Origin of the sequence: Acidimangrovimonas sediminis (genome assembly GCF_002871005.1) — a bacterium.
In the GTDB taxonomy this organism is placed as follows: domain Bacteria; phylum Pseudomonadota; class Alphaproteobacteria; order Rhodobacterales; family Rhodobacteraceae; genus Acidimangrovimonas; species Acidimangrovimonas sediminis.
On sequence record NZ_PHSN01000008.1, the window covers coordinates 90,897 to 107,903 of the forward strand.

Genomic DNA, 17,007 nt, shown 5'->3' on the forward strand with positions numbered 1-17,007 from the left:
GCGCTTGGGTCCGGTTAACCTCACGACAGCCGGAGAGTCCACCATGCCCGTCCTCAACTCGATCGCCGATGCCGAAGCCCAGATGGCGGGCTGGCGCCAGCATATCCACCAGAACCCCGAGATCGGCCTCGACTGCGTCAAGACCGCGGCCTTCGTGGCGGAGCGGCTGCGCGAGATCGGCGTGGACGAGATCCACGAGGGCATCGGCCGCACCGGGATCGTCGCGCTGATCAAGGGGCGCGCGGCCGGGCCGACGCTGGGTCTGCGGGCCGACATGGACGCCTTGCCGATGCCCGAGACGACCGGCGCGCCCTATGCCTCGCAGGTGCCGGGTGCGATGCATGCCTGCGGCCACGACGGCCACACGACGATGCTGATGGGCGCCGCGAAGTATCTGGCGGAAACGCGGAACTTCGCCGGCACGGTCGCGCTGATCTTCCAGCCCGCGGAAGAGACGGGCGAAGGTGCCAAGGCGATGCTGGCCGAGGGGATCATGGACCGCTTCGGGGTGGAACGGGTCTTTGCCATCCACACTTCGGCGGGCGAGGATCTGGGCGTCTTCACCACCCGGCCCGGGCCGTTCATGGCTTCGGTGGGGGATTTCAACATCCACATCACCGGACGCGGCGGCCACGCGGCCTATCCGCACAAAAGCTCCGACCCGGTGGCGGCGATGCTGGTGATGGCCAATGCGCTGCAGACCATCGTGTCGCGCAATGCCGATGCGACGGACGAGGTGGTGCTGTCCATCACCCAGGTGAACGCCGGCTCCGCCTTCAACGTGATCCCGGCCGAGGCACGGATCGGCGGCACGATCCGCTGCTTCTCGGTCGAGGCGCGCGACATGGTCCGCCGCCGGATGAAGGAGATCTGCGAGGGCGTTGCCGCCGCAATGGGGGTTTCCGTGACGATCTCGTCCAAGATCGACCTCGATCCCACCGTGAACCACGAGGCCGAGACGGCCCTGGCCGCCGAGGTCGCGGCCGAGATCTCGGGGGTCGAGATCCTCGGCCATCCGCATATGGGCGGCGAGGATTTCGGCGCCATGCTCGGTACCAGGCCCGGCGCCTTCCTGTTCCTTGGCCAGGGCAAGGGTCCGCTGGTGCACGAGACCGATTTCGACTTCAACGACAAGGCGGCCCCGATCGGCGCGAGCTTCCTCGCCCGTCTCGTGGAAAGGGCCCTGCCGATGGGGTAGGGCCCGGGCGGACGCCGCGGCAGGTCATGAGGGGGCCAGAAGGTGCGGCCCCTTTCATGGCGCCCGGCGGATGCTATATCCCGGGGGCAATCCCTGGAAAGGAGTTCCCATGCCCGGCGAACGCACCCCCGACCGTCGCATCCTGCGCCTCACCGGCCCGGACACGCGCGATTTCCTGCAAGGCCTCGTCTCGAACGATGTCGGGCGGCTGAAGGACGGGCTGGTCTATGCCGCGCTGCTGACGCCGCAGGGCAAGTATCTTGCCGATTTCTTCCTGGTTCCCGAGGCGGACGGCGAAAGCGTGCTGCTCGACGTAAAGGCGGCGCTGGCGGACGGGCTCATCAAGCGGCTGAACATGTATCGGCTGCGCGCCAAGGTGCAGATCGCCGAAGCCGACATGGCCGTCGTGCGCGGTCTCGGCCCGGTGCCCGAGGGCGCCTTTGCCGATCCGCGCGACCCGGGCCTCGGCTGGCGCGGCTACGGCCTGTCGGCGGGCGAGGGCGAGACCGACTGGGACGCGCTTCGCGTCGCGCGCTGCATCCCCGAAAGCGGGATCGAGCTGGTGCCGGAGGAGACGCTGTTGCTCGAGGCGGGGTTCGAACGCCTGAACGGCGTCGACTTCCGCAAGGGCTGCTACGTCGGCCAGGAGGTGACCGCGCGGATGAAGCACAAGACCGAACTGCGCAAGGGCCTGCGCACCGTCACCGTCGAGGGGGCGGCCCCTGTGGGCACCCAGCTGATGACCGAGGGCGGCAAGACCGCCGGCACGCTCTATACCCAGTCGGGCGGCCGCGCGATCGCCTTCCTGCGGCTCGACCGGGCGGAGGGCGTGCTGCACGCGGGTGCGGCGACCGTCACCGCCTGAAGGCGCGCGCGTCGGTCGGCGGGACCGTCCGGCGCCGCACCCCGCCGAGGGCGCTTGGTCACGCGGGCTTCGGCCCGACCACGGCGAAAAGTCCGCCCTGCGGGTCGCGCGCCTGGGCCACCAGCGCGGGGCCGGGCACTTCCATCGGCCCGTTGACGACCTTGCCGCCCTGCGCCTCGATCCCGGCCAGCGCCGCCGCGACGTCGTTCACGCCGAAATACACCAGCCAGAAGGGGCGGGGGACCGGCGCGACCTTGGGCATCATGCCGCCGATCTGCGTGCCTTCACGGGCAAAGACGTCGTAGCTGCCCATCTCGCCCATCGGCATCGCGTGATCCAGCGTCCAGCCGAAGCGCCCGGCATAGAAGCCGAGCGCCGCCTTCTGGTCGGTGGTCTGCAACTCCAGCCAGTTGCCATGGCCCGCCTTGCCCTGGTCGAAGGCCCGGCCCGCGCCATCCTGCGCGCCACCCCCTTCCATCGGCAGCGGCTGCAAGAGCCCGAATACCGCGCCCTGCGGATCCGCGACGACGGCAAAGCGCCCGGTGCCGGGAATGTCGGCGGGCGCCTTGTGAACCTCGCCGCCCTGGGCGCGGATCGCCTCGGCCTCGGCATCCACGTCGGTGACCGCGAGGTACATCACCCAGAACGGCGGCATGCCCGGCTCCGGCACCGCCATCATGCCGGCGGCCATCGTGCCCTCCGCCTTTGCCAGCAGATAGGTGAAACCCTCCATCCCGGCATCCGTCACCTCCCAACCGAACAGCCCGGAATAGAAGGCCTTCGCCGCGTCGAGGTCGGGGCTCATCAGTTCGAACCAGCAGGGCAGGCCGTGGAAACTGTCGCTCATGTCGCATCCTCCGAGGTCATGATCGGTGTGAAGCCGCCAAAGATCATCCGGCGGCCGTCGAAGGGCATCCCGCCCAGCCCGGCGATCACGGTCGCGTCGGACATCTTCGCCATGGCGGCGTCGCGGGTCGGCCTGTCGGGCCAAAGGATCCAGCTGAACACCACCTTCTCGCCCGGTGCGGCCTGCACCGCGCGGCGGAAATCCGTCTGCTGGCCGTCGGGCACATCGTCTTCCCAGCATTCCATCGTGCCAGTCGCGCCGAGATCGCGGAACATCGCCCAGGCGCGGCGGGTGAAGGCGAGATAGGCCTCCTGTCCGTCCGCAGGCACGGGGGTGAGGAACCCGTCGACATAGGTCATCGCACATGCCCTTTCGATTCTCCCTGAGACAAGGCTGAGCGTTGAAGTTACAAAAAACAACTATAAATTAGAAAACATGACCAAGGCAGGCGAAACCCCGCAAAGACGCTATGAGGAGGGCTGCATCGCGGCCCATGCCCTCGACCTGATCGGCGACCGCTGGGCGCTTCTGGTGGTGCGCGAGCTGATGTTGGGGCCGCGCCGTTTCGGTGCGATCCGGGCGGGCCTGCCCGGGATCAGCGCGAACATCCTGACCCGGCGTCTGGGCGACCTGCAGGCGGCCGGCGTGGTCGAGACGCGGCAGATCCCGGCGCCGGCCTCGGTTCAGGTCTATGCGCTGAGCGCGGCGGGCAGGGGGCTTTGGCCTGTGATCCGCGCGCTTTGCCGGTGGGGCGCGGGGATGCCGGGGCACGACCCGGGGCTCTTCATCTCGCCCACCGCGCTGATGCTGTCGATGCGGGCGATGGCCGCGCCGGGCGGCCCTCGGCTGACGATTGGCTTCGACTTCGACGGCGACGGATTCGAGGGGCGGATGGACGGCACCTACAAGGTCGCGCGGGCCGAGGTGCCGGGCGGCGACATCGGGTTCTCGGGCACGACCAACGCGGTGGCCGCGGCGGTCTACGGGCCGCAGCCGCTGGCCGAGACGGCAGAAACGGTGGGGTTCCGCGGCGACCTCGCGCTGGGGCAGGCCTTCGTCGACCGGTTTCACCTGCGCTGAGCCGTTGCTAGATCCCCGAACGGGGCGTCGTCCCGCCCGTTCGAATGACCGCTCAGATCGCCCGGTCGATCTTGGTCGACAGCTGGATCAGGCTTTCCGACGATTTCACCCCGGGAATCGCTCCCACCTGGTCGAGGACAAGGTCGAGCTCCTGCGTCGTGCCCGCCGCGATCTGCACGATCAGATCAACCCGGCCCGTGGTGGTGTGGACAATCTCGACCTCCGGCATCCCTTTCAGTCGTTGCAGGATCTGCGGTGTGGACCGCGGTTCGACCTGCACCAGAACGGTCGCGCGAATCCGCCGGCCAAGCGCCACGTTACCCAGCTTCACCGTGTAGCCCGCGATGATTCCCGTTCGTTCCAGCCGCTCGATCCGGGCCTGAACGGTCGATCGCGCCACCTTGAAACGCCGCGCGAGACGCGAGGTCGAGGTGCTGCTGTCCGCCGCCAGCGCCGCCAGAAGCTTCTCGTCGAGGTCGTCCATCGAAGCCTTGCGAATTTGCCTGCCAGTTTCGTCATTTTGACGACGATTTCGGACAATTCAACCCTTTTCATCGGTGAAAACAACATTCATATGGGCGAGACTTGCTTTCAGGATCAAAGGGCGCGCACAGCTCGTACCTGGCCTGGTTTGGTTGAACGCGCATGCGGCTCCGAACTGGTCATGCCAGGGCTGGAAGGCTTGCGCTCTGTTGGCAGCGAAAGGGAACACGCCGATGGGGCTCTCGAAGACAATCTGGACCAACCCGTCCGAATTCCTCAAATCGAATCAACCTGATAGCCCGGCGATGTTCTTTTCGCCCGCGGTTCTGCAGGCGACCGCCCGGCGGTTCCTGAACGGCTTTCCGGGGCTGGTGACCTATGCCGTGAAATCGAACCCGGACGAGATCGTCATCGCCAACCTCGCGACCGCGGGGATCCAGGGCTTCGACGTCGCCTCGCCGAACGAGATCGCGATGATCCGCCGGCTCGCACCGCATGCCGCGCTGCACTACAACAACCCGGTCCGCGCGCGCAGCGAAATCCGCGCCGCGGTCGAGATGGGCGTGAAGTCGTGGTCAGTCGACAGCCACTCGGAGCTGGCCAAGCTGATCGAGCTGGTGCCGGCCGAGAATTGCGAGATCTCGGTGCGCTTCAAGCTTCCGGTGCAGGGGGCTGCCTACAACTTCGGCGCCAAGTTCGGCGCGACAGTCGACCTGGCGATCGAGCTTCTGGCGAAGGCGGCGCAGGCGGGCTTCATCCCCTCGCTCACTTTCCACCCGGGCACCCAGTGCACCGATCCCGCGGCGTGGGAGACCTACATCCACACCGCCGCCGAGATCGCGCAGGGCGCGGACGTCACGATCCGCCGGCTGAACGTGGGCGGCGGCTTCCCCTCGCACCGGCTGAACGACGTGCAGCCGCAGCTCGAGGCGATCTTCGCCCTGATCGACAGCGCCACGACCGAGGCTTTCGGCGACGCCCGCCCCGCGCTGGTGTGCGAGCCGGGCCGCGGCCTCTGCGCCGAGGCGTTCACGCTGGCCGCCCGGGTCAAGGCGATCCGCGACGATCAGCACGTGTTCCTGAACGACGGCGTCTACGGCGCGCTGATGGAGCTGCCGATGATCGGCGTGATCGACCGGATCGAGGCGGTCTCTCCCACCGGTCAGCGCCGCACCGGCGACACGGTCAACCGCATCGTCTTCGGCCCGACCTGCGACAGCGTCGACCGCCTGCCGGGCGAGCTGCCGCTGCCGGGCGACCTTGAGGAGGAGGATTACCTCGTCTTCCACGGCATGGGCGCCTATTCGATGGCCACCAATACCCGGTTCAACGGCTTCGGCGACCTGGGCCTCGTGACGGTCCTGTCTCTGCAAGGCTGATCTTCCCGCAGGGGATGGAGGCGCGGCGTTCCCGGCGACGGGGGCGCCGCGTTGCGTTTGGCGGGTTTTCGGCGACGTGGGGCTGGCGGTGCAGAAACCCGATTCTGCGTTGCGGCGTCTGGACAGCGCCGCGCGACGGGTTAGGCTCCCCCCAGCGAGCGAGGGCCAGCAGGGAAGGGCGCAGGGTATGAGCGGATTCGGAAAGAGCCAGTCGATCAAGCGGGTCGAGGATGTGCGGCTGTTGACCGGCGAGGGCCGGTTCATCGACGATACGCGGCCCGATGGCGCGCTGGTCGCGCAATTCCTGCGCTCCCCGGTCGCGCATGCCGAGATCACGACGCTCGACGTGGCCGAGGCCCGCGCGATGCCGGGAGTCGCGGCCGTGCTGACGCTGACGGATCTGGAGGCGGCGGGGCTTGCGGCGAACGTCCCCGCGACCTGCGTGCAGAATTCCGACGGCTCCATGGGGGCCGCGCCCGAGCGTCCGGCGCTGGCGCGCAACCGGGTGCGGTATGTCGGCGAGCCGATCGCGCTGGTGCTGGCCGAGACCGTGATGCAGGCGCGCGACGCGGCCGAGGCGATCGCGGTCGAATTCGATGACCTGCCGGTGCATCTGGAGATCGCGCCGGGCGGACCGCAGATCCATGACGAGGCGCCGGAAAACGTGGCCTACGACTGGACCCTCGGCGATGCCGAGGCGACCGAGGCGGCCTTTGCCGCCGCCGCCCGCACCGTGACGCTGCGGGTCGAGGACAACCGGATCATCGTCAACTCGATGGAGCCGCGCGGCGTCACCGCCGACTGGGACGGATCGCGCCTGCACCTGGCCTTCAACAGCCAGGGCGTATGGAACCTCAAGCGGCAAATGGCAAAGGCGCTCTCGCTCGACGCCGGCGCGGTGCATATCACCACCGGCGACGTTGGCGGCGGCTTCGGCATGAAGGCGGGGCCGTACCCCGAGCATTTCGCCGTCGCCACGGCGGCAAAGATCCTCGGCCGCCCCTGCCACTGGATGAGCGACCGCGGCGAGGCGATGCTGACCGACAACGCCGGCCGGGACCTCGTGAGCGTGGCCGAGCTGGCGTTCGACGCGGATCACCGGATCACCGCCTACCGGGTGGACATCCTGTCGAACCTCGGCGCCTACAACTCGAACTTCGGGCAGCTGATCCAGTCGCAGATCTCCTCGCGCGTGCTGACCAGCGTCTATGACGTGCAGACGGTGCATGTACGCGCGCGGGGCATCTACACCAACACCACCCAGACCGATGCCTATCGCGGCGCAGGCCGGCCCGAGGCGATCTACACGCTGGAACGCACGATGGACATGGCCGCGCGTGAGCTGGGGGTGGATCCGCTGACCCTGCGGCGCAAGAACTTCATCCCGCCGGCGGCCTTCCCCTACAAGACTGCCTCGGGCGAGTTCTACGACGTGGGCGAATTCGACCGGGTGATGAGCCGGGTGGCGCAGGAGGCCGACCTTGCGGGCCTCGCCGAACGGCGCCGCGCGTCCGAGGCGAAGGGGATGCTGCGCGGCGTGGGCCTGTCCTATTACCTCGAGGCGATCCTCGGCGACCCGACCGAGGGTGCGAAGGTGGAATTCGCCGAGGATGGCACGGTGAACCTCTATGTCGGCACCCAGTCGAACGGGCAGGGGCACGAGACGGTCTACGCCCAGTTCCTGTCGGACCGGATGGGCATTCCGGTGGACAAGATCGTCGTGGTGCAGGGCGACAGCGATCTGATCGCCAAGGGCGGCGGCACCGGCGGGTCGCGCTCCGTCACCGTGCAGTCCGTGGCGACCATGGCGACGGCCGAGGCGATGATCGCGAATTTTGCCGATTTCCTGGAAGGCGAGATGGGCGAGCGGCCGGAATTCGACGGCACGCGCTTCCGCGCGCCGGGATCGAACCTGACGCCGACGGTGATGGAGGCGGCAGAGATGGCGCGCCGGGCCGGGCGGCCCGAATTGCTGACCCATCACGAGGAAACCAAGCTGCCCGGGCGGTCCTATCCCAATGGCGCGCATGTGGCCGAAGTCGAGATCGACCCCGAGACGGGGCAACTCACACTCGATCGTTATACGATCACTGACGATTTCGGGAATATCCTGCATCCTCAGCTGGCCGAGGGGCAGGTGCACGGCGGCGTGGCGCAGGGATTCGGGCAGGCGGTGATGGAACACGTGGGATTTGATGAAACCGGACAGCTTCTGACGGGTTCCTTCATGGACTACGCGATGCCGCGCGCCTCGGACATGCCGATGATGCGCTTCACCACGGAACCCGTGCCCTCGACGGCGAACCCGCTGGGCATGAAGGGCTGTGGCGAGGCGGGCACGGTGGGGGCGCTGGCGGCGGTGACCAATGCCGCGCTCGATGCGCTCTGGGCACGCGGGGTCCGAAGGGTGGATATGCCGCTGACACCGTCCCGGGTCTGGGGGTGGCTCAGAGAGGCCGAAACGGAGGCAATGGAAGGCGGTGTCGCGGGTTAAGCAGCTTCTCGCACGGATCTGGCCACGGCGCCGGGTCACGTCGCAAACTCCGGCGGGCGCGCGGTTCGCGCGTGAACCGGTCGATCACGTCGTCATCCTCGACGGCACCCTGTCGACCCTCGACGCCGGGATGGAGACGAATGCGGGCCTGGCCTACAAGCTGCTGTCCGAACTGACGCCCTCGCCCCGCCTGTCGCTTTACTACGAGGCGGGGATCCAGTGGCAAAGCTGGCGCCAGTCGGCCGACGTGATCTCGGGGCGGGGGATCAACCGTCAGATCCGCCGCGCCTACGGCTTCCTTGCTTCTCGCTACCGCCCGGGCGACCGGATCTTTCTGTTCGGCTACTCGCGCGGGGCCTATGCGGTACGCTCGCTGGCGGGGGTGATCGACCGGGTCGGCCTCGTGCGGGCCGAGGAGGCGACGGTGCGCAACATCCGCACCGCCTACCGCCATTACCAGATGCCGCCGGGGCGCGACGCGGGCCGGGCCTTCGCCCGCCGCTTCTGCCATGCCGACGTGAAGATCGAGATGGTGGGCGTTTTCGACACCGTGAAGGCGCTTGGCTGGCGGCTGCCGCTGCTGTGGCGGATGAGCGCGCCGCAGCACGCGTTTCACAACCACGACCTTGGCCCGGCGATCCTGCGCGGCTTTCACGCGCTGGCGCTGGACGAGACGCGGCGGGCCTTCGATCCGGTGCTGTGGACGACCCCCGACGCCTGGGAAGGGCGGGTGGAACAAGTCTGGTTTCGCGGTACCCATGGCGATGTCGGCGGCATGCTGGGGGGCTTCTCGCCCGGGCGGCCGCTGTCGAACATCCCGCTGGTCTGGATGCTGGACAAGGCGGCCGGATCGGGGCTGACCCTGCCGCCGCGCTGGCGCGAGCGGTTCGAGACCGATGCCGAGGCGCCGATGTGCGGCACCTGGATGGGCTGGGGCAAGGCCTTCCTGATCCGTCGCCGCCGCCCGATCGGCCGCGACGCCTCGGAAGCGGTACATCCCACTGCCCGGTCCTGGTACGAGGCCCGCCACCTGCACCGGCGCCGGCTGCCGCGGATCGCGCTGCCCAGGATTACGCTGCCAAGAAGCCTTGCCGCGGCGCGGGCGACGCCGGTCGCCGCGCCGATCATGGCCCCTGCGGCGGCCGAGGTGCCGCGCCCGATGCCAGAGGAGAGTGGCCCCGCCGCGCCGGCGGGCCTGCACCCGGCGCCGTGACATCGGGCGCCCTGACACCCGGCACCGGAGAGATTTGGACGAGACCTTTGGGGAGGGGGCCTTGGCCCGAGGGACTTGGGCGGGGGCCTCAGATCGGGGTATCTTTCACCGATTCCATCGCGACATAGGTCGAGGTGGCGGTCACATGGGGCAGGGCCGAGATCCGCTCCGCCAAGACCTTGCGGTATTCCTGGATGTCCGCCGTCCGCACCTTGAGGAGGTAGTCGAAATGCCCCGCGATCATGTGGCATTCCTCGATCTCGCCCACGGTCGTCACCGCCTTGTTGAAGGCTTGCAGCGCGGCCTCGCGCGTGTCCGAAAGCTTGACCTCGACGAAGGCGACATGGGCAAGGCCCATCCGGATCGGGTCGAGCAGGGCGCGGTAGCCGGTGATCACCCCGGCTTCCTCCAGCCGTTTGAGCCGCGCTTGGGTCGGCGATTTCGACAATCCGATGCGGCGGGCCAGCTCTGTCGCGCTGATCCTGCCCTCGGCCGACAGGACCCGCAGGATCGCATGGTCGAAACGGTCGAGGTCCGCCGGGTCTTGTGGCATGTCATTCTCCGAATATTCAGTTCTTTCGGCCTGCCGTTGAGTCTAATTCAGGACAAACGGGTGGCCGCTCCGGCCTATGATGACCCATCAAGGAGAATCGCGCCATGCAAGTTTCCGTTCCTGCCGACCCCCGCGCGACGATCCGCGCATCGACCCTTGCGCCCGAGGGCCCGCTGCTTGCGCGGCTGATCGAGGCCGCCGCGCTGTCGCCCGACGACCGCGCCCGCATCACCGCCCGCGGCGCCGACCTCGTGCGCAAGATCCGCTCCAGCGCCAAGCCCGGGCTGATGGAGGTGTTCCTTGCCGAATACGGCCTGTCCACCGACGAGGGCATCGCGCTGATGTGCCTGGCCGAGGCACTGCTTCGGGTGCCCGACGCGCCGACGATGGATGCGCTGATCGAGGACAAGATCGCGCCGTCCGACTGGGGCCGCCACCTTGGCCGCTCGGCCTCGTCGCTGGTCAACGCCTCGACCTGGGCGCTGATGCTGACCGGCCGCGTGCTGGACGAGCGTGAGCCGGGCGTGGCGGGCCACCTGCGCGCCGCCGTCAGGCGGCTGGGCGAGCCGGTGATCCGCACCGCCGTGGGCCGCGCGATGAAGGAGATGGGGCGCCAGTTCGTGCTGGGCGAGACCATCAAGTCCGCCATGGACCGCGCCGCCGGGATGGAGGCGAAGGGCTATTCCTACAGCTACGACATGCTGGGCGAGGCCGCCCGGACCGAGGCCGACGCGCTGCGCTACCTCAAGGCCTATTCCGACGCGATCGCGGCGATCGGCGGGGCGGCGAAATCCGACGACATCCGCGACAACCCCGGGATCTCGGTCAAGCTGTCGGCGCTGCACCCGCGCTACGAGGTGGCCAAGCACGTCCGGGTGATGGACGAGCTGGTGCCGCGCATGCAGCAACTGGCCCGGCAGGCGGCCAAGGCCGGCATCGGCCTCAATATCGACGCGGAGGAGGCCGACCGGCTCGACCTGTCGCTCGACGTGATCGAGGCGGTGCTGGCGGACGAGGTGCTGGCCGGCTGGCAGGGCTTCGGCGTGGTGGTGCAGGCCTACGGGCGGCGCGCCGGCGCGGCGCTCGACTGGCTTTACCAACTGGCGCAAGGGCTGGACCGGCGGATCATGGTGCGGCTGGTCAAGGGTGCCTATTGGGACAGCGAGATCAAGCGCGCGCAGGTGATGGGCCTGCCGGATTTCCCGGTCTTCACCCGCAAGGCCTCGACCGACGTCAGCTATGTCTCGAACGCGCGCAAGCTTCTGTCGATGACCGACCGGATCTATCCGCAGTTTGCGACCCACAATGCCCATACCGTCGCCGCGATCCTTGAAATGGCCACCGACAAGGACGCTTTCGAGTTTCAGCGCCTGCATGGCATGGGCGAGCGCCTGCACGACATCGTCCACAAGGCCGAGGGTACGCGCTGCCGCATCTACGCGCCGGTGGGGGCGCATCGCGACCTGCTGGCCTATCTGGTGCGGCGGCTGCTGGAGAACGGCGCCAACTCCTCCTTCGTCAACCAGATCGTGGACGAGGACGTGCCCCCCGAGGTGGTCGCCGCCTGCCCCTTCGCGGCGATCGAACCGCTGCTGCCCAGCCCGTCGAACCCGGCGATCCGCAAGGGGCCGGACCTGTTCGGCGGGCGCGGCAACTCGCGCGGGTGGGACCTTACGGAACTGTCCGAGCTGGCCGAGATCGACGAGGCCCGTGGGGCTTTCCACGCCGAGCATTTCCATGCCGCCCCGGTGATCGCCGGGCCGGTGGAGGGCGGCACGGCCTACGAGGCCCTGAACCCCGCGCGGCCGGCGGACAAGGTGGGCCGGGTCACGCCCGCGACGCCCGCCGACGTGGAAACCGCCCTTGCCGCGGCGCAAACCTGGGACGCCCCCGCCGCGGAACGTGCGGCGGTGCTGCGCCGCGCGGCAGAGCTGTACGAAAACGAATACGGCGCCTTCTTCGCCCTTGCGGCGCGCGAGGCGGGCAAGTCGATGGCCGACGCGGTGGGCGAGCTGCGCGAGGCCTGCGATTTCCTGCGCTATTATGGCGAGGGGGCGCTGGGGCTGGCGCAGCCGCCGCGCGGCACCTTCGTCTGCATCTCGCCCTGGAACTTCCCGCTGGCGATCTTCACCGGTCAGGTCTCGGCCGCGCTGGCCGCCGGCAATGCGGTGATCGCCAAACCCGCCGAGCAGACGCCGCTGATCGCGGCACTCGCCGTGCGCCTTCTGCATCAGGCCGGGGTGCCCGAAACCGCGCTGCAGTTCCTGCCTGGTGACGGGGCGACCGTGGGCGCGGCGCTAACCTCGGATCCCCGGGTTGCGGGCGTGGCCTTCACCGGCTCGACCGAGACGGCGCTGATGATCCGCAGGGCGATGGCCGATCACATGTCGCCCGACGCGCCGCTGATTGCCGAGACAGGGGGCCTCAACGCCATGGTGGTGGACAGCACCGCGCTGCCGGAACAGGCGGTGCGCGACATCCTCGCCTCGGCCTTCCAGTCCGCGGGGCAACGCTGTTCGGCCCTGCGCTGCCTCTACGTGCAGGAGGACGTGGCGGACGGGATCGAGAAGATGCTGTTCGGCGCGATGGACGATCTAGCGCTCGGCAACCCGTGGGAGCTTGCAACCGACGTGGGCCCGGTGATCGACGCCGAGGCGCAGGCGGACATCGCGGAGTACGTCGCCGGTGCCCGCGCCCAGGGCCGGGTGCTGCATGAGCTGGCGGCGCCGGTGGACGGCCATTTCGTGCCCCCGGTGGCGATCCGCGTGGGCGGCATCGACGATCTGGAGCGCGAGGTGTTCGGCCCCGTGCTGCACATCGCGCGGTTCAAGGGCCGCGACCTGCCGAAGGTGATCGCGGCGATCAACGCGACCGGCTACGGGCTAACCTTCGGCCTGCACAGCCGGATCGACGACCGGGTTCAGGCGCTGGTCGACCGGCTGCACGTCGGCAACATCTACGTCAACCGCAACCAGATCGGCGCGGTGGTCGGCAGCCAGCCGTTCGGCGGCGAAGGTCTTTCCGGCACCGGCCCCAAGGCCGGCGGGCCCGAGTACCTGCCGCGCTTTGCCCGGGCCGAGCGGCCCGAGGGCGGCGCGTGGCCCGGTGCCGCGGATTCGCAACGCCTTCAGTCGGCGCTTCGGACCGCCCGGCGCAAGGACGGCACCGTGCGGGTGACCGAGCTTCCGGGGCCGACGGGGGAATCGAACCGGCTGTCGCTGGTGCCGCGCGCGCCGGTCCTGTGCCTCGGCCCGGGGCCGGAGGTCGCCGCGCGTCAGCTTGCGGCGGTCGAGGCGCTGCGTGGCGCGGCGGTGGCGGCCGAAGGGGCGGTGGCGCCGGAACTGCTCGAGACGCTCGAAGGCTTCTCGGGCGTGCTGTGGTGGGGCGATGCGGAGACCGGGCGTGCCTATGCGCAGGCGCTGGCGCGGCGCGACGGGCCGATCCTGCCGCTGATCGCCGAGGCGCCGGATGCGGGGCGGGTATTGCTGGAACGCCACGTCTGCATCGACACGACCGCCTCGGGCGGCAACGCGCAGCTTCTGGCGGCGGCGGGCGACGGCTAGGCCGCCACGCCTTTTCGCCCGCATCCTGGGCGGGGCATCGGGGGCTTCCCCGGCTGCCCCGCCCGTGTCTCTTGTGCCGCGCCGGGCCCTGTGCGCGGTCAACTCGCAGAAACCGGTGGCAACCGGGGACCGAATCCGGGATACCCCGGGGCGACGCCGCCTGGCGAGGCGCCGCCGGGCGGTGCGGTCAGGCAATCCCACGCTTCGCGGCGCGCGCCGCGCTGATCAAGACATTCCGGGGCGCCGCGACCGGCCACCCCGTCCAACAACGCCGGGGCATGCCATGACCATCACCCACCTTGTCACCCATTCCGGCGGCTTCCATGCCGACGAGCTTCTGTCCTCCGTCATCCTCACCCGGCTCTATCCCGACGCCGCGCTGGTCCGCTCGCGCGAGGCGGCGTGGATCACCCCGGGGGAGGGCCGGATCATCTATGACGTGGGCCGCTCCTATGACGCCGTGACCGGCATCTTCGACCACCACCAGCGGCCCAATCCGCTGCGCGAGGACGGGCAACCCTACAGTTCCTTCGGGCTGATCTGGAAGCATTTCGGCCACGCCTACCTGCGCGCCTCCGGGGTGCCCGAGGCGGCGGTGGAAGAGGTCCACGCGAGCTTTGACAAGGGGTTCGTGCTGCCGGTCGACCTTGTCGACAACGGCGCGCTGGAACCCTCGGTCGCGGGGCCTCTGGCGGGGCTGACGCTGCCCGCGCTGCTGGAGACGCTGAAGCCCGCCTTCGACAGCCGCGGTGCGGGCGCCGACGATGTCGCCTTCCTTCGCGCCCTGGATGTGGCGCGGGCCTTCGTCGAGGCGGCGGTCGAGGGGCGGGCCGCCAAGTGCCGGGCCGAGGCGATGGTGATGCAGGCGATCGAGGCCGCCGGGGCCGCGCGCATCCTCGAACTGCCGATGGGCATGCCCTTCCGCTCGGCCGTCGAGAAGGCGGGGGCGGATCACCTGCTGTTCGTGATCCACCCGCGCGACGGAGACTGGGCCCTGACCACGATCCGCAAGGGTGGCGACACCTTCGAAAGCCGGGCCGACCTGCCCGAGGCCTGGGCCGGGCTGACCGATGCGGCGCTCGAGGCGGTCAGTGGCGTGCCAGGGGCGAAGTTCTGCCACAATGCCCGGTTCATCGCCGTCGCCGCCACGCACGCGGCGGTCCTGCGGATGGCCGAGCTGGCGGTCGCCGCGGCGGAGGTGTAGGGGCCTCAGGCCAGGGCGGCGAGGAGGGTCGCGACCAGCACGTTCAGCAATCCCACCAACACCATCAGCAGCCCGGCGATGGAGCCTTCCTCCACCCCCAGCTGGTTGGCGCGCGCGGTGCCCGCCCCGTGGGCCCCGATCGCCAGCACAGCCCCACGGGCAAGCGAACTGCGGATCGGCAGCCAGGTCAGCATCATGTCGCCCAGCACCGCGCCGAAAACCCCGGTCAGCACGACGAACACCGCCGTCAGGTTCGGTACCCCGCCGATGTCCTGCGAGACCTGCATCGCGAAGGGCGTGCTGATCGAGCGCGGAAGCAGGCTCAGCCTCAGCGCGCCGTTCAGCCCCAGAAGCGTGGCGAGGAGCCAGCTTGTCCCGATCGCGGTCAGGCTTCCGGCGACCATGCCGAAGGCCAGCACCGGCCATTCGCGCCGGATCAGCGCGCGCTGTTCGTAGATCGGCACCGCGAAGGCCACGGTCGCGGGCCCGAGCAGCGTCAGCAGCCAGCCGGCGCCGTGCATGTAATCGCCGTAGCTTGCATGCATGAGCAGCACCACGACGATCAGCAGCGCGGGCGTCAGCGCCAGCGGCATCAGAAGCCAGTGCGGCCAGCGACGGTAAAGCCGCTTGGCCAGCAGGTAGAAGGCGATCGTCAGCGCCGACCAGAACGCCGTCGCGAGCCAGGGATCAAGCGTCGAGAGCATGGGATGCGGCATGGCGCGCCCTCCACTTGCCCGAAAGCTCGACCGTCATCGCGGTCACGCCCATCACGGCGACGGTGCCGCCGAGGATCACCACCATGATCTTCAGCCCGAGCAGGCCGAACAATTGCGGATAGTTCAGCACCGCCAGCACCGCGGGTATGAAGAACAGGAGAAGCTCGGCCAGGAACCAGCTTGCGCCGCGCCTCAGGCTCAGCACGCTGATCCGGCGCGTCGCCAGCAGCAAGAGCACCAGCGCAAGGCCGACGATGCCGCCGGTCAGGGGCAACCCGGTCGCGCGCACCACCTCCTGGCTGAACAGCCAGATCAGGCCGAGGAAGACGATCTGTCCCGGCGCACTGTGGCGCAGGCCGTAGCGGAAGCGGACGGAGAGGTGGTGGGCGGTCATGGCGGAAACTCCCGTTCGGCGCGTGTCTCCTTCCCTGGGGGCAATATGGGGGCGCGGCGGAAATTCGTAAAATGACTTGTGTGACTGATCATCATTCCAATATGGAATGATGATGAATTTCCGCACGCTGAGAATGTTCGTCGAGGTGGTCCGCCAGGGTGGCTTCACCCGCGCGGCCGAGGCCGTCTTTGCCACCCAGTCGACGGTGAGCAAGGCGGTGCGGCAGCTGGAGGACGAGGTTGGCGTGCCGCTGATCGACCGGGCGGGGCAGCGCGTCGGCCTCACCGCGGCGGGGGAGGTGGTGCACCGCCGGGCGTTGCGGATCCTTGCCGAACAGGCGGACCTGATGCGCGAGATCGACGAGATCCGCGGCCTGCAGCGCGGCACGCTGCGCCTCGGCCTGCCGCCGATCGGATCAAGCGTTCTGTTCGCGCCGGTGCTGGCCAGCTACCGCGCGCGGTATCCCGGGGTCGACATCCACCTGGTCGAACACGGCAGCTCGCGGCTGGAGGAGGTGGTCCGGGCGGGGGAGCTTGACCTCGCCGGATCGCTGCTGCCGGTGTCCGAGGAATTCGCCTGGCAGGATGTCCGGCGCGAGCCGCTGATGGCCCTGCTGTCACGCGATCACCCGCTGGCGAAGGCCGGCGCGATCGGGATCGACGCGCTGCGCGACATCCCGTTCATCCTGTTCGAAAGCGGTTTCGCCCTCAACCGGATCATCGTCGAGGCCTGCCGCCGCCGGGGCTTTACCCCGCAGGTCGCGGTGCGCAGCAGCCAGGTGGATTTCATCGTCGAACTGGCCGCCTCAGGCCTGGGCGTGGCGTTTCTGCCCCGGCTGATGACGCGCGAGCAGCACCGCCATCTGGTGGCGCAGGTGCTGCTCGACCATGCCGATACGGATTGGCACATGGCCATGGTCTGGCGCCGCGATGCCTATCTGTCCCATGCCGCCCGCGCGTGGCTTGCCTGCCTGCGCGAGGGCGGTCGGCCCTGAGGCCGCGGGAAGAGTGGTTCGGGC

15 protein-coding genes are annotated in these 17,007 nt (G+C 69.3%); 9 read left to right on the forward strand and 6 right to left on the reverse strand.

Features of this window, described 5'->3' with window-relative positions; all coding sequences use genetic code 11:
• The first annotated feature begins 43 nt into the window (after positions 1–43).
• Together CVV76_RS09510 and ygfZ are read left to right on the forward strand one after the other, a co-directional pair.
• Positions 44–1,198 carry an amidohydrolase gene (locus tag CVV76_RS09510; RefSeq protein WP_102224409.1) on the forward strand — a complete coding sequence of 385 codons (1,155 nt, stop codon included), beginning with the start codon at positions 44–46 and terminating at the stop codon, positions 1,196–1,198.
• A gap of 109 nt (positions 1,199–1,307) precedes the next feature.
• On the forward strand, positions 1,308–2,063 hold the full coding sequence (gene ygfZ, locus CVV76_RS09515; RefSeq protein ID WP_102224410.1) for a CAF17-like 4Fe-4S cluster assembly/insertion protein YgfZ: 756 nt from the start codon (positions 1,308–1,310) through the stop codon (positions 2,061–2,063).
• Between the two features lie 58 nt (positions 2,064–2,121).
• Here ygfZ and CVV76_RS09520 read toward each other — a convergent pair whose 3' ends face one another.
• Positions 2,122–2,910: a VOC family protein gene (locus CVV76_RS09520; RefSeq protein ID WP_102224411.1), complete on the reverse strand. Its 789-nt coding sequence runs from the start codon at positions 2,908–2,910 to the stop codon at positions 2,122–2,124.
• Positions 2,907–3,269, reverse strand: a complete 363-nt coding sequence (locus CVV76_RS09525) for a DUF1428 domain-containing protein (protein WP_102224412.1) — start codon at positions 3,267–3,269, stop codon at positions 2,907–2,909. The genes CVV76_RS09520 and CVV76_RS09525 overlap by 4 nt, the downstream gene beginning before the upstream one ends.
• A 76-nt stretch (positions 3,270–3,345) precedes the next feature.
• On the opposite strand from CVV76_RS09525, the gene CVV76_RS09530 reads away from it, so the two are divergent.
• Positions 3,346–3,990 carry a winged helix-turn-helix transcriptional regulator gene (locus CVV76_RS09530; protein ID WP_102224413.1) on the forward strand — a complete coding sequence of 215 codons (645 nt, stop codon included), beginning with the start codon at positions 3,346–3,348 and terminating at the stop codon, positions 3,988–3,990.
• A gap of 52 nt (positions 3,991–4,042) precedes the next feature.
• Here the strand turns inward: CVV76_RS09530 and CVV76_RS09535 are convergent, their stop codons facing one another.
• Positions 4,043–4,474, reverse strand: a complete 432-nt coding sequence (locus CVV76_RS09535) for an Lrp/AsnC family transcriptional regulator (protein WP_102224414.1) — start codon at positions 4,472–4,474, stop codon at positions 4,043–4,045.
• Between the two features lie 232 nt (positions 4,475–4,706).
• Here CVV76_RS09535 and CVV76_RS09540 point away from each other — a divergent pair, with 232 nt between their 5' ends.
• The 3 genes from CVV76_RS09540 (at position 4,707) to CVV76_RS09550 (ending at position 9,559) form a co-directional block, all read left to right on the forward strand.
• On the forward strand, positions 4,707–5,852 hold the full coding sequence (locus CVV76_RS09540) for a type III PLP-dependent enzyme (protein WP_102224415.1): 1,146 nt from the start codon (positions 4,707–4,709) through the stop codon (positions 5,850–5,852).
• Positions 5,853–6,039: 187 nt separating this feature from the next.
• Positions 6,040–8,346, forward strand: coding sequence for a xanthine dehydrogenase family protein molybdopterin-binding subunit (locus tag CVV76_RS09545; RefSeq protein WP_102224416.1), 2,307 nt, complete (start codon positions 6,040–6,042; stop codon positions 8,344–8,346).
• Positions 8,333–9,559: a DUF2235 domain-containing protein gene (locus CVV76_RS09550; RefSeq protein ID WP_102224417.1), complete on the forward strand. Its 1,227-nt coding sequence runs from the start codon at positions 8,333–8,335 to the stop codon at positions 9,557–9,559. Before CVV76_RS09545 ends, CVV76_RS09550 begins: the two co-directional genes overlap by 14 nt.
• Positions 9,560–9,647: 88 nt before the next feature.
• Here CVV76_RS09550 and CVV76_RS09555 read toward each other — a convergent pair whose 3' ends face one another.
• A complete protein-coding gene (locus tag CVV76_RS09555) occupies positions 9,648–10,112 on the reverse strand; it encodes an Lrp/AsnC family transcriptional regulator (protein WP_102224418.1) in 465 nt (154 codons plus the stop codon).
• Positions 10,113–10,216: 104 nt separating this feature from the next.
• Here CVV76_RS09555 and putA point away from each other — a divergent pair, with 104 nt between their 5' ends.
• Together putA and CVV76_RS09565 are read left to right on the forward strand one after the other, a co-directional pair.
• A complete protein-coding gene (gene putA / locus CVV76_RS09560) occupies positions 10,217–13,675 on the forward strand; it encodes a bifunctional proline dehydrogenase/L-glutamate gamma-semialdehyde dehydrogenase PutA (RefSeq protein WP_102224419.1) in 3,459 nt (1,152 codons plus the stop codon).
• Between the two features lie 283 nt (positions 13,676–13,958).
• Complete coding sequence (locus tag CVV76_RS09565) at positions 13,959–14,879, forward strand: MYG1 family protein (protein WP_102224420.1); 921 nt, start codon at positions 13,959–13,961, stop codon at positions 14,877–14,879.
• A gap of 5 nt (positions 14,880–14,884) precedes the next feature.
• Here CVV76_RS09565 and CVV76_RS09570 read toward each other — a convergent pair whose 3' ends face one another.
• Positions 14,885–15,595 carry an LrgB family protein gene (locus CVV76_RS09570; RefSeq protein ID WP_199178553.1) on the reverse strand — a complete coding sequence of 237 codons (711 nt, stop codon included), beginning with the start codon at positions 15,593–15,595 and terminating at the stop codon, positions 14,885–14,887.
• Positions 15,567–15,989 carry a CidA/LrgA family protein gene (locus CVV76_RS09575; RefSeq protein ID WP_102224421.1) on the reverse strand — a complete coding sequence of 141 codons (423 nt, stop codon included), beginning with the start codon at positions 15,987–15,989 and terminating at the stop codon, positions 15,567–15,569. Before CVV76_RS09575 ends, CVV76_RS09570 begins: the two co-directional genes overlap by 29 nt.
• 112 nt (positions 15,990–16,101) lie before the next feature.
• Between CVV76_RS09575 and CVV76_RS09580 the strand changes: the two genes are divergently transcribed.
• The gene (locus CVV76_RS09580) at positions 16,102–16,983 is read left to right on the forward strand and encodes a LysR family transcriptional regulator (protein WP_102224470.1); all 882 of its coding nucleotides are present in this window, start codon (positions 16,102–16,104) and stop codon (positions 16,981–16,983) included.
• Positions 16,984–17,007 lie beyond the last annotated feature (24 nt).